The following is a 12417-nucleotide window of genomic DNA, read 5'->3' as shown; positions in this document are numbered from 1 at the left end:
ATCGCATTGCCTGACGCTTTCAGGACTTGAGTTTGGCGGTTAAAGGATCAGCAGTACGCCAGTTTAGAACGTATATTCAAAGGGATTATTTGAATCCCGTTTGAATAGGCGTGTGAAGCGATCCGGTATTAAAAAGGGGATACGACGTATCCCCTTTTTATGTCATTGAGCAAAGTCTGCTCCGGGTAGAAGCACTCAGGCTTCCAGACGACCCAGAATCAGGAACTCCATCAACGCTTTCTGTACGTGCAAGCGGTTCTCGGCTTCGTCCCAGACCACGCTTTGTGGGCCGTCAATGACTTCGCCGGTTACTTCCTCGCCACGGTGAGCGGGCAGGCAGTGCATGAAGATGGCTTCTGGGTCGGCCACATCCATCATTTCCTGATCCACACACCAGTCAGCAAAGGCTTTGCGACGCTCTTCGTTTTCGTCTTCGTAACCCATGCTGGTCCACACGTCGGTGGTGACCAGGTGCGCGCCCTTGCAGGCTTCCAGTGGGTCGTCGAATTCACGCAGAATGCTGGAATCCGGGTTGCCGGTGCGATCGGATTCCAGGTGGTAGCCGTTAGGGGCCGACACATGCAGGGTGAAGCCCAGGATTTCCGCCGCTTGCAGCCAGGTGTAGGCCATATTGTTGGCGTCACCAATCCAGGCCACGGTCTTGCCCTTGATATCGCCACGGTGTTCGATAAAGGTGAAGATGTCGGCCAGAATCTGGCAAGGATGAAATTCGTTGGTCAGGCCATTGATGACCGGCACACGCGAGTGGGAGGCAAAGCGCTCCAGACGGGTTTGCTCGAAGGTACGAATCATGACGATATCGACCATGCGTGAAACCACGCGGGCGGTATCTTCGATAGGTTCGGAGCGGCCCAGCTGCGAGTCGGTGGTGGTCAGGTGAATGACCGAACCGCCCAACTGATACATACCGGCTTCAAACGAAACACGGGTACGGGTGCTGGCTTTTTCAAAAACCATCGCCAGGGTGCGGTCGTGCAATGTGTGGTGCGGCTGATAGCGTTTGAACTTGTCTTTGATCAGGCGTGCGCGTTCCAGCACATATAAAATTTCGTCGTGAGAAAAGTCGCGAAATTGCAGAAAGTGCCGAAGCGGTCCTGCTTGCACGATGGCATCCATAAAAAAATCCTGCGGATAAAGAAAGCCATCTTAACCTGTCCGGCTATTAAGAGCAAAGCCGGTCTGTGGCGGGGAAGGGGAAACCGTTTGGTTTTGGAATAAAGCGAGAGGGCAAAGTAATGATTAGCAATAAATTGTCAAGCGGCTAATTTATTGAATCCCGGGCTTTGCGTGGCCGCGATCGGATACAATGCGTGGCGAGAAAGGAAAAGGTGCAGCATACCTGAACTGCACGATGAGCGATTAATTGTTATGACAGAGCCAGTGAAGCAACTTGTAATCCATGGTGTGACCCGGCAGGATCAGCGCTTTCGTCCCAGTGATTGGGCAGAACGCTTGGCCGGTGTAATGTCCCAGTTTCGTCCCGCTGGGGCGATGGGTGGTCATCTGACCTATTCGCCCTATGTGGTGCCGCGATTGATTGACGGCGTGCGATGTGTAGTGGTGGATGCTCGCCTGCGAGAGCTTGAACCTTTGGCCTGGAAATTCGTCTGTGGCTTTGCCGATGATAATAATTTAAAAACCAGCGGCATTGACCCCGACAATATGGACCCTGTCGATTCCTGATTCAGACAGCGCATTCAATAAGTCGCCACCGCGAAAACGGTAGGCGACTTGTTTTTTATACGGTAAGCGGCGTGAGCACTTTGCCGGTTTTTTGATACTGCAATACATTTTCCAGCGTCAGCGAGAGCATGGCTTCGCGTGTCTCGTGCGTTGCACTGGCCGTGTGCGGTGCCAGAACGACCTGGTTCAGATCGCGCAAGGCCTGGGGCACCTGGGGTTCATTCTCGAACACATCCAGCCCGGCAGAGCCCAGTCGTCCTTCCTGCAGGGCGGCAATCAGTGCGCTTTCATCGACCACGCTGCCGCGGGCAATATTGACCAGAATCCCTTTGGGACCCAAGGCGTTCAGCACGTCTATATTGATCAGCCCCCGTGTCTCATCGCCACCGACGGCAGCAATCACCATGATGTCTGCCCAATGGGCCAGTTCGATCAGGGAAGGCTCGTAGTGCCAGGGCACATCGTGACGTGGACGGCGGTTGTGATAGCGCAGTTCCATATCAAAGCCACTGGCGCGGCGGGCAATGGTCTGGCCAATGCGTCCCAGGCCCACAATGCCCAGCTTCTTGCCGCTGACCCGCGTCCCCAGCCCGAAACCATTGGGTCTGTCCCACAGACCGGCACGCACGTAGCGATCCGATTCCGTCACACGGCGAGCCGCATCCAGCATCAAGGCCCAGGCCATATCGGCCACGCAATCGTTCAGAACATCAGGAGTGGTACTGACCTGAATACCGCGCTGTTTGGCGGCCTGTACGTCGATGGAGTCGTAGCCTACCCCTACGCTGCAAATCGCTTTCAAAGCGGGCAGGCGGTCCATCAAGGAAGCGGGGGTAGCAGTGACAGCGCTGGTCAGGAGTACCTGTACGCGTTCGATCTGCTGGGCAGAGAGCTGGTTCAGGTCCTGGAGGACAATGCGCTCGAAATGACGGTCGATTTCGTCAAAAGAAGGGTGCTGGGCCAAAGATGCCAGTTGCAGCACGATGGGACGTGTCATGGGGACTCGCTAATGAAAAAGCAAATCCATAACTTAGCATGATTGGCCTGCATGTTCAGGCAATGGTTTTGTGGCTAATAAAAAAGGGGTGCTAAGCACCCCCTTTCTAACTGGTTTTTAGGCCAGAGCCGATTAAACCATTAAAAATCTTCAGCAATCAGGCCAGGGCCTTGATAGCAGCAGACAGGCGGCTCTTGTGGCGGGCAGCCTTGTTCTTGTGAATGATGTTCTTGTCGGCAACGCGATCAATGATGCTGGTCGCTTTGCGGAATACTTCGTTAGCAGCGGTTTTGTCACCGGCTTCGATAGCCTGGCGAACGCGCTTGATAGCGGTACGCAGCATGGAACGGATGCTGGCGTTGTGTTTGTTGCGAGCCACTGCTTGGCGGGCGCGCTTGCGTGCTTGTGCGGAATTAGCCATTTTTAATAAAGCCTAAGTTTTAAAGTTTAATCGGCAAAGACAATTATTCTAGGATACTAAGCCCGCTTTGTAAAGTAAGAGGGGCGAATGCCTACGATAAACAACATGCCGAAATAGGAAATGCCGCTGGCAAGCAACACGCCGCCCAGATACAGCACACGCAGCAGGGGCGTGGCTCCCAGGCTGATCCAGTCGATATAACGGTCAGCCAGCAAGAGGACGGTGGCCAGAGCAGCCAGGGCGGGAATAATCTTCAGGAAAAAACGTAACCAGTCATGATTGGGCTGGTAAATCCCGCGCTTTCGCAGCATGACCAGCAAGGTCAGCGCATTGACGGTGGCACCCAGGCCAATCGACAAGGCCAGCCCGGCATGGGCAAAGGTAGGCACCAGTACCAGGTTAAAGAGCTGGGTAATGATCAGGACGGCAATGGCGATGCGTACGGGAGTGCGGATATCCTGGCGGGCGTAAAAGCCGGGGGCCAGAATCTTGATGGCCAGCAGGCCCACCAGGCCAACCGAATAGGCACCGACTGCCAATTTGGTCTGGGCAACATCAGCGGCAGCAAACGCACCGTAGTGAAACAGGGTGGCGACCAGGCCGTCGGACAGTAAGGCCATGCCCAGGGCGGCAGGCAGGCCCAGCAGCAGGACCAGGCGCAGGCCCCAGTCCAGCAAGCCGCTGTAGTTCTTGTCGTCCTTGCCGGCATGGGCGGCCGACAGCTTGGGCAGCAAGACCGTGCCCAGTGCCACACCTAGCAGGGCAGTGGGGAACTCCATCAGACGGTCGGCAAAGGACAGCCAGGTCACGCTGCCGGACTGCAGCCAAGTGGCGATATTGGTATTGATCAGCAGGGAAATCTGCGCAACAGAAACGCCCAGAATAGCGGGCAGCATCTGTTTAAGAATGCGCTGCACGATAGGGTCGCGGCGCGCTTCACCCAGTCGTAGCGAGAATCGTGGCAACAGGCCCAGACGGGCCAATGCGCTCCATTGCACCAGCAATTGGGCCAGACCGCCCACCATCACCCCAACGGCCAGGGCGTAAATGGGTGTTTCCATATGCTGGGCCAGAAACAGGCTGGCGCCAATCATGGACAGATTCAGCAGGATAGGAGTGAAAGCCGGAACCGCAAAGCGGCTCCAGGTGTTCAGTACCGCAGAGGCAAAAGCCACCAGCGACATGCAGATGATGTAGGGGAACATCATGCGCGTCATGGTGATGGCGGCACCAAATTCGGTTTGTCGCTCGGGGGCGGTCAGGCCACTGGCCATGGCACTGACGACCCAGGGGGCCGCAACAATGCCAATGGCAGTGACCAGCATGACAGCAAAGGTCAGCAGCAGGGCGACGCGGTCCAGCAATTGCTGGACCTTGTCCTGCTCGTGCTCCTTGCGCACCTGCCCCAGGATGGGGACAAAGGCTTGTGAAAACGCTCCTTCTGCAAACAGGCGTCGCAGCAGATTGGGAATGCGAAATGCCACCCAGAAAGCGTCGGTGAGCGGGCCCGCCCCAAAGGCGCGGGCAATCAGAATATCGCGTGCCAGTCCGGTGATACGAGACAGCAGCGTCAGGCCACTAATTGTGGCCGCTGAGCGAAACAAACCCATTGGAGCCGATACAGAAAGTTATTTTGGTGCCATACGAATAGCGCCATCCAGACGGATGGTTTCGCCATTGAGCATTTCATTATTGATGATGCTCTGCACCAGTTGGGAGAAATCTTCAGGGCGACCCAGGCGCGATGGGAAAGGAATGCTGGCCGCCAGGGAGTCCTGAACTTCCTGAGGCATGGCAAACATCATGGGGGTGCCGAAGATGCCGGGAGCAATCGTCATGACACGGATGCCGGTCTGGGCCAGATCGCGGGCCAGAGGCAGGGTCAAACCGACCACACCGGCTTTGGAAGCACCGTAAGCGGCTTGGCCAATCTGGCCATCATAGGCGGCTACCGAAGCGGTGTTGATCAGCACGCCACGCTCGCCCGAGGCTTCTGGGGTATTGCTGCCCATGGCCGCGGCCGCCAGACGACACATATTAAAGGTGCCGACCAGGTTGATCATGACAGTTTTCTGGAACAGGTCCAGCGTGTGCGGGCCATTGCGTCCTACCGTGCGCGAGGCAGGAGCCACGCCGGCACAGTTGATCAGTCCGAAGAGGGGGCGGGCGCTGTCCTGGCAAGCCAGATCCACGACGGCCTGGGCATCTTGTTCGGAAGTAACATCACAGTGCTGATAAAGTTGGCCCAGCTCTTTGGCCAGAGCCTCACCGGCCTCGTCCTGAATATCGGCGATCACCACGCGGGCGCCATTTTCAACCAGCATACGTACGGTGCCTGCGCCCAGACCCGATGCGCCGCCGGTGACAATAAAAGTCTTGTTATTGATTTGCATGAGCTTGTCTCCCTTGGATAATAAACAACCGGCCCTTTTGGGGCCGGCTGAATCTTGACTTACTTAGCTTGCCAGGGCGTCCACAATGCGCTGGCGGATCTCATCGACGCTGCCCACGCCGGAAATCTTGCGATAGGCCGGAGCTTCTGGGTCGCCGGTGGCTGACCATTGCGAGTAGTAATCGACCAGAGGGCGGGTCTGCTCGCGATAGACAGACAAGCGGTGGCGTACGGTTTCCTCGCGGTCATCGTCGCGCTGGAGCAAGGGTTCGCCCGTCACATCGTCCACACCTGGGGTTTTGGGTGGATTGAAGGTGACGTGGTAGCTACGACCGCTGGCAGCGTGGATACGGCGGCCGCTCATGCGTTCGATGATGCTTTCTTCCGGTACGTCGATTTCGATCACGAAGTCCAGTTTGACCTGGGCATCCTTCAAGGCATCAGCCTGGGGAATCGTGCGTGGGAAACCGTCGAACAGGTAGCCGGGCTCACAGTCGGCTGCTTGCAGGCGATCGCGTACCAGGCCGATGATCAGGTCATCCGAAACCAGGCCGCCGGCGTCCATGATTTTTTTGGCTTCTACACCCAGCGGGGTTTGGGCTTTGACAGCGGCACGCAACATATCGCCCGTGGAAATTTGTGGAATACCAAATTTCTCGGTGATGAAAGCAGCTTGAGTGCCTTTGCCGGCACCAGGGGGCCCGAGCAGTATGAGTCGCATGAATTCCTCCAGGAAATGCGTCGATCCGATTCTCGCTTCAGTATGATGCGTTGCAGCATATTTAGCGCATTTTTTATTCGGATAGAGCAGAAAAAAGATCTTTTATAACCGATTTGCGAAGTGAGCGCGTACTCTTTCCAAGTCTTGTTCGGTGTCTACCCCGGCAGCAGGAATCTCCTGGAGGCGGTGAACCATAATCTGGAAGCCGTTTTCCATGGCTCGCAGTTGCTCTAGAGACTCGAAGTGTTCCAGTGGCCCACGAGGTAGCTGGGCGTACTGCTGCAGGAAGCGATTTCGGTAGGCATAAAGGCCAATATGGTGCAATGCGGGAAGCCCGTCGGCCAGTACCTGTTCGCCACCGGCCAGCGCGTCGCGGGCCCAGGGCATGGGAGCGCGGGAAAAGTACAGGGCGCGGCCTTGCAGGTCGCAAACCACTTTGACGGCATTGGGGTTAAAGAGTGTCTCGGCGTTCTTGATGGGCGCGGCCAGCGTGGCAATGTCGGCCTGTTCGCTGCGCGCCAGCAGCTCGGCGGCGGCATTGATGTGTTCGGGCTGAATCAGGGGTTCGTCACCTTGCACATTGACCACGATCTCGTCCTCGGGTAGCTCCAGCAGGCGAGCGGCCTGGGCCAGACGGTCGGTGCCGGTCGGGTGTTCTGCATCGGTCAGCAAGGCATTGAAACCATGTGCCTGGACAGCCTCCAGCACTTGCGGTGAGTCCGTCGCCACCCAGACCTGACGCGCCCCGCTTTGCGCGGCTTGTTGAGCGCAACGCACGATCATGGGTTGGCCTGCAATGTCGGCCAGCGGTTTGTTGGGCAGACGGGTGGAACCCAGGCGGGCAGGGATGATGACGGAAAAAGTCATATCAATTGCTGGAAGGTTCCTGCGCGTCCAGTTGACGTGCTTCGTTGATCAGCATGGTAGGGATGCCGTCCACAATGGGGAAGGCCAGTTTGTCGGCCTTGCAGACCAATTCTTGCTGTTCGCGGTCGTGGCGCAGCGGGCCTTTGCACAAGGGGCAGACCAGCACTTCGAGTAGGCGAGCTTCCATTATTGAACTCCGGGTAATGTGGGTAAGGTTGAGCGCCGTTCGCGCAGCAGGCTATCCAGTTCAGCAATCCAGTCCGGGCGTGAAAACACGGGCTGGACATCCACAACCCACAGGCGTGGGTCGTTCAGGTGCTGGCATTTTACGGCGTCTTTACGGGTAATGAGTACCGGCCCCTCATGCAGGACCTGAAAGTCCTGAGCTTGCAAGGCGGCATGGTCGGGCAGGGGGAAAGTCTGGCTCAGATGCAGACCACAAGCGCGCAGCATCGTGAAAAAACGGGCGGGCTGGCCAATGGCGGCCAGCGCCTGCAGTTCTTGCTGGCCGTATTCCTGATACCAGTCCGACCAGCTCAGGCGACGGCCTGAACTCAGGTGCTCCAGCTGATAAGGACGCAGGCTCATGCTCAGGGCGCGGCCAGGCTCGGCGGGTTGAGGGGTGGAAGGCGGCGTTTGGTCGGCCACAATCTGGCTGATCAGCCAGTCCACGCGACGCAGGCGTTCTGGGCTTTCACGCAATGGTCCCGCTGGCAGCAGCAAGCCATTTCCTACACCGCGAGCATCCTGTACCACGACTTCCATATCGCGTTGCAAGGCCAGATGTTGAAGGCCGTCATCCGAAATAATCAGGTCGACTGCCGGATATTTCTCGAGCAAAGCCTGGGCCGCCAGCGCACGGCGAGGGTGAACGGCGATGGGGGCCCGGGTTTGGGCGGCAATCAGGGCGGGTTCATCGCCAAATTGTTCGGCGGCTAATTGGCCCTGGCCTACGCGCGGGCTGGGGCCGATCTCTACCCCGTAACCTCGGCTGACAATGCCGGGTGTCCATCCCAGGGCGCGCAATTGCTCGGTCAGAGCCAGGACGACGGGGGTTTTGCCTGCGCCACCCACGATGATATTGCCCACCACGATCACCGGCACCGGGCTGCGGTAGGATGCGGCGGGATCTTGCTCGTAGCGTTGCTGCTTGCGCTGTACGAAGAGCGCAGCCAGCGCTGAAAGCGGGCGCATCACAAGGCTGAACCAGCCTTTTTTCTGCCACTGCTGGTGAAGCCAATGAGTCAGGCGGACGCGCGCACTCATGGGGCCTGGGTCGCAAAGTGAATGCGATGAATGCCAACCTGACGGGCGGCCTCCATAGCCTGGACCACCGCAAAGTGGGGGGCTTGGGCATCGGCCAGAATCAGCAGGCTGCTGTTTTCGTCAGTCTTTTCGCTCGACAAGGCGTGGCTAAGGGGAGAACCACTGCTGGCATCCAGCCACATGCCGTTCAAGGCGTAGCGCCCGTCCTGGCTGATGGCCAAAAGCAGTTCCGTGGTCTGGGCGGCCTGGGCCTGAGCCTGGGGCAAGGAAACATCCAACTGGCGATAGCGCACGAAGGTGCTGCTGGCAGCCAGGAAAATCAGCACCACCAGCAAAACATCAATCAAGGGCACCAGATTCAGTTCCAGCGTGTCCTGGTCTTGGGCTCGGCGAAAGCGCATTAGACGGCCCTCTGCGCCAACAGACGATCCAGCGCACCCGCTTCCGTTTCCAGGCAGTGCAGCAGGTAGTCTGCACGGCTGCGAAAGTAGCGGTGAAAGATCATGGCCGGGACAGCAATCAGAATCCCCAGGGCGGTGTTGTACAGGGCCACGGAAATGCCACGGGCAATCAGGCTGGGGTCGCCACCGGCGGGGTCGTAGGCAGCAAAGATGTCGATCATGCCAATAACCGTACCAAACAGGCCCAGCAAAGGGGCTATCACGGCAATGGTGCCCAGTGCCGGAATGTACTTGTTCAATTGGTAGCTGATGTCTTTGCCTTCTGCTTCGACCGCGGACTCACGCACGGCGGAAGCTTGGTGGCGGTTTTTCAGTACGGTAGCTAATACTCGACCCAAAGGGGAGTTATCGTACAGGCGGGGCAGGGACTCGTCCTGAATCCGATTCTGGGCCGTCAGCTCGCTGATCTGGCGTGCCAGTCCGGCCGGTAGAATTCGTTTGCTGCGCAGAGCCAAAAGACGCTCCAGGATCAAACCCAGGGCAAGAATGGAGCAGGCCAGCAGGAACCAGACAGGCCAGCCAGCGGCATGGATCAAAGTAAGCACGAGTCTATTATCCGGTCACGAAATAAATCAGCGCTTATTGTAGAGCCCCTGTCCGCATTGCGGGAATGTTCCGGCGCGAGCGCGGTACACTTTACGGTCTTTTCCCACAAAGCACGGCCAAACCCCTGATGTATTTGAAGTAATAGGTGTAGTGCTAAAACTATCCACAAAAACTGTGGATAATTCTGTGTATAAAACATCCCATAGTGGCTCGGGCGGTGGTTTAGAGGTTCTCTGGCTAATTTTCGACCATCTTGGTGTTTTTATAAATAGTCTTTAATTTCAATGGCTTATCCGGTTTCGGTAAAGTGCTGCATCAGGTGTTCAACGGAAGCCATTGTCTTGGCGTCTATTTGACAAAAGCATGACAGTTGTGGATACGGAGCGGTGGAAAACTAGTTCGGGGCGAGTAAAAAACAAAGAATATGATGCATTATCAAGAATCTAGAGCACCTGCGGTATGGACCGTGGCACAGTTGAATCGCCGTGTCAGCCAGTTGCTGGACGAGCACATGCCCGTCGTTTGGGTTAGCGGTGAAGTGTCCAACTTTACCCAGGCCGCTTCCGGGCATTGGTACTTTTCCATCAAGGATGACAAGGCGGCTGTTCGTGCTGTGATGTTTCGGGGGCGAGCCCAGGCCGTGGGATTTGTGCCGCGTGCGGGCGAGCGCTTCGAGTTTCGTTGCTCGGTTACCTTGTACGAGGCACGCGGAGACTTCCAGGTTCAGGTGGAAGGCATGCGCCGCGCCGGGCTGGGGGATTTGCACGAAGCGTTTCTGCGTCTGAAGGGGCAGTTGCAAAGCGAAGGCCTGTTCGAGCCGGAACGCAAGCGTCCTATTGCCACCTTGCCGCGCAGCATAGGTATTATCACTTCCCTGGCAGCCGCGGCCTTGCGGGATGTCCTGACTGCGATGGAGCGTCGTGCTCCGCACGTGCGCATCATTATTTATCCTGCTCCGGTCCAAGGAGCAGAAGCACCGCCGCGATTGCGGCAAGCTCTGGAAACCGCGATTGAGCGGGCCGAGGTTGATACGCTCTTGCTGGTACGTGGGGGCGGTAGCCTGGAAGATCTCTGGGCTTTTAACGACGAAGGTCTGGCGCGTCTGATCGCGGCCAGTCCTATCCCTATTATTAGTGGGGTGGGGCACGAGACAGACTTCACCATTGCTGATTTTGTAGCTGACTTGCGCGCACCCACGCCAACCGCCGCCGCCGAACTGGCCTGTCTGGGGCGCGATCAGTTACTGGAACAGGTGTTTGCGCGCATGGGCGCGCTGAGCCACGGTGTGCAGCGTCATCTGGATCGGGCCTCTCTGCGTCTGGATCGGACGGTAGCCAAATTGGTCTCTCCGCATCAACGCCTGGCCCAGCAGCAGCAACGTCTGGATCATCTGACCCAAAGGCTGCAACGTGTGGCTCGCAGCGTCCCCGATACTGCTGCGTTGCGCCTGACTACCTTGAGGGCGCGTTTGGAGCGCAGCATTCCTCAGCTGACGTCAAGACAGCAAAATCTGAATATGCTTTTCCAACGGCTGGAAAAAGGTCTGGATCATGCGCTGGTTTTGCGTCGCCAGCGCCTGGCCGCGGCCCAGCAAACGCTGCAAGCCTTGTCCCCGCGCCTTATCATCAATCGTGGATATGCCATAGTCAGGGATAGCGAGGGGAAAGTTGTAAAAAATGCGTTAGACTTAAAGATTGGTGAACGACTCGATGTCGAGTTGAGTCGCGGTCATGTGTCGGTGGATGTGGTGCGCACGCACGATCTGCTCTAGGCTGCGTCGTCCTTGTTGGATACCAAACACGGTTTTTTTTTAGAAGGAATTGAAATGGCATTCACTCTTCCAGCTCTTCCATACGAACTCAACGCCCTTGAGCCACATATCTCCAAGGAAACTTTGGAGTTTCACTACGGTAAGCATCACCAGGCTTACGTCACCAACCTGAACAATCTGGTTGCTGGCACCGAATTTGAAAACGCTTCCCTGGAAGATGTGGTCAAGAAATCCTCCGGTGGCGTGTTCAACAACGCTGCTCAGGTTTGGAACCACACTTTCTACTGGAACAGCCTGTCCCCTAACGGCGGCGGCGCTCCTACCGGCAAAGTGGCTGATGCCATCAACGCCAAATGGGGCAGCTTTGACGCCTTCAAAGAAGCCTTCACCAAGTCTGCCGTTGGCAACTTCGGTTCGGGCTGGACCTGGTTGGTCAAAAAGGCCGACGGTTCCCTGGACATCGTCAACACCAGCAACGCTGGCACGACGCTGACTTCCGACGACGTCGCCCTGATCACCTGTGATGTGTGGGAACACGCCTACTACATCGACTACCGCAATGCCCGTCCCAAGTACCTGGAAATTTTCTGGAACCTGGTGAACTGGGACTTTGCCGCCAAGAACCTGGGTTAATCGTCCTGGTTGAGGGTAGCGCTCATCGGAGGGCTACCCGGCAATAAAAAAACCGCCATGCGCATGCTGGCGGTTTTTTTTGGCTTCAATGAAAACAAGTCATAGGGCGTGTGCTGCCGTGCCTTGTTTTTGAAGACCTTACATCTGGGATTGCTGGTAGTTTTCCAGGCCCACTTTTTCGATCAGGCCCAATTGCTTCTCCAGCCAGTAGGTGTGGTCTTCTTCCGTGTCGCGCAACTGGGCCAGAATGATGTCGCGTGTCACGAAATCGCTGGCGGATTCTGCCAGTGCTATGCCTTTTTGCAGAGCCGCGCGAACTTCATATTCCAGTTCCAGATCCTTGCGCAACATGCCGACCACGTCCTTGCCGGGTTCAAACGCATTGGGGCGCATGTCGGGAATACCGTCGAGCATCAGGATGCGGCGTATCAGGGCGTCAGCGTGCTGTGTTTCTTCTTCCATTTCGTGGTTCATGCGCTCGTAAAGCTGCGTGAAACCCAGATGCTCGTAAAAGCGGGAATGGATAAAGTACTGGTCGCGCGCTGCGAGTTCGCCGCGCAGCAGTTGATTCAGATAGTCGAGGACTTCGGGGTTGCCTTGCATGGTGATGAGCCTGTAGAGGATGTCAACGGGGGAAG

15 protein-coding genes are annotated in these 12417 nt (G+C 57.0%); 3 read left to right on the top strand and 12 right to left on the bottom strand.

From position 1 onward, the window contains the following. Positions 1-195: 195 nt before the first annotated feature. The gene (argF, locus tag ACU6HM_RS06655; protein ID WP_021446751.1) at positions 196-1137 is read right to left on the bottom strand and encodes an ornithine carbamoyltransferase; all 942 of its coding nucleotides are present in this window, start codon (positions 1135-1137) and stop codon (positions 196-198) included. 252 nt (positions 1138-1389) lie between these two features. Here argF and ACU6HM_RS06650 point away from each other — a divergent pair, with 252 nt between their 5' ends. Continuing rightward, the gene (locus ACU6HM_RS06650) at positions 1390-1704 is read left to right on the top strand and encodes a DUF3579 domain-containing protein (protein ID WP_009455652.1); all 315 of its coding nucleotides are present in this window, start codon (positions 1390-1392) and stop codon (positions 1702-1704) included. 55 nt (positions 1705-1759) lie between these two features. Here ACU6HM_RS06650 and ACU6HM_RS06645 read toward each other — a convergent pair whose 3' ends face one another. The 10 genes from ACU6HM_RS06645 to ACU6HM_RS06600 all read right to left on the bottom strand — a co-directional run bounded on the left by ACU6HM_RS06645 (position 1760) and on the right by ACU6HM_RS06600 (position 9374). After that, positions 1760-2701 carry a 2-hydroxyacid dehydrogenase gene (locus ACU6HM_RS06645; protein WP_060186010.1) on the bottom strand — a complete coding sequence of 314 codons (942 nt, stop codon included), beginning with the start codon at positions 2699-2701 and terminating at the stop codon, positions 1760-1762. A 157-nt stretch (positions 2702-2858) separates the two neighbouring features. After that, entirely contained in the window at positions 2859-3122 is a 264-nt protein-coding gene (rpsT, locus tag ACU6HM_RS06640; RefSeq protein ID WP_009455654.1) for a 30S ribosomal protein S20, read from the bottom strand. A gap of 56 nt (positions 3123-3178) precedes the next feature. Beyond that, positions 3179-4732, bottom strand: coding sequence for a murein biosynthesis integral membrane protein MurJ (murJ, locus tag ACU6HM_RS06635; RefSeq protein ID WP_009455656.1), 1554 nt, complete (start codon positions 4730-4732; stop codon positions 3179-3181). 18 nt (positions 4733-4750) lie between these two features. Continuing rightward, on the bottom strand, positions 4751-5515 hold the full coding sequence (locus ACU6HM_RS06630; RefSeq protein ID WP_336972199.1) for a 3-hydroxyacyl-CoA dehydrogenase: 765 nt from the start codon (positions 5513-5515) through the stop codon (positions 4751-4753). A gap of 63 nt (positions 5516-5578) precedes the next feature. Further along, entirely contained in the window at positions 5579-6235 is a 657-nt protein-coding gene (gene adk / locus ACU6HM_RS06625) for an adenylate kinase (RefSeq protein WP_009455661.1), read from the bottom strand. A 102-nt stretch (positions 6236-6337) separates the two neighbouring features. Next, positions 6338-7102 (bottom strand): 3-deoxy-manno-octulosonate cytidylyltransferase, encoded by a 765-nt coding sequence (kdsB, locus tag ACU6HM_RS06620; RefSeq protein ID WP_083053772.1) that lies wholly within the window; start codon positions 7100-7102, stop codon positions 6338-6340. 1 nt (position 7103) lies between these two features. Beyond that, the gene (locus tag ACU6HM_RS06615) at positions 7104-7289 is read right to left on the bottom strand and encodes a Trm112 family protein (RefSeq protein WP_009455665.1); all 186 of its coding nucleotides are present in this window, start codon (positions 7287-7289) and stop codon (positions 7104-7106) included. Then, entirely contained in the window at positions 7289-8368 is a 1080-nt protein-coding gene (gene lpxK, locus ACU6HM_RS06610) for a tetraacyldisaccharide 4'-kinase (RefSeq protein ID WP_009455667.1), read from the bottom strand. Before lpxK ends, ACU6HM_RS06615 begins: the two co-directional genes overlap by 1 nt. Next, positions 8365-8769 carry an ExbD/TolR family protein gene (locus ACU6HM_RS06605; protein ID WP_009455679.1) on the bottom strand — a complete coding sequence of 135 codons (405 nt, stop codon included), beginning with the start codon at positions 8767-8769 and terminating at the stop codon, positions 8365-8367. The genes lpxK and ACU6HM_RS06605 overlap by 4 nt, the downstream gene beginning before the upstream one ends. Then, on the bottom strand, positions 8769-9374 hold the full coding sequence (locus ACU6HM_RS06600; protein WP_009455681.1) for a MotA/TolQ/ExbB proton channel family protein: 606 nt from the start codon (positions 9372-9374) through the stop codon (positions 8769-8771). The genes ACU6HM_RS06605 and ACU6HM_RS06600 overlap by 1 nt, the downstream gene beginning before the upstream one ends. A 425-nt stretch (positions 9375-9799) precedes the next feature. On the opposite strand from ACU6HM_RS06600, the gene xseA reads away from it, so the two are divergent. Both xseA and sodB read left to right on the top strand, forming a co-directional pair. Further along, complete coding sequence (gene xseA, locus ACU6HM_RS06595) at positions 9800-11146, top strand: exodeoxyribonuclease VII large subunit (RefSeq protein WP_446763540.1); 1347 nt, start codon at positions 9800-9802, stop codon at positions 11144-11146. Positions 11147-11200: 54 nt separating this feature from the next. Further along, positions 11201-11779: a superoxide dismutase [Fe] gene (gene sodB, locus ACU6HM_RS06590; protein ID WP_009455685.1), complete on the top strand. Its 579-nt coding sequence runs from the start codon at positions 11201-11203 to the stop codon at positions 11777-11779. A 138-nt stretch (positions 11780-11917) separates the two neighbouring features. Here the strand turns inward: sodB and bfr are convergent, their stop codons facing one another. Then, a complete protein-coding gene (gene bfr, locus ACU6HM_RS06585; RefSeq protein WP_035268187.1) occupies positions 11918-12382 on the bottom strand; it encodes a bacterioferritin in 465 nt (154 codons plus the stop codon). Between the last annotated feature and the right edge of the window lie 35 nt (positions 12383-12417).

It is taken from the genome of Alcaligenes sp. RM2 (assembly GCF_052931795.1).
Note: the sequence above shows the minus strand (reverse complement) of the source record. Positions and strands in the feature narration are given on the sequence as shown.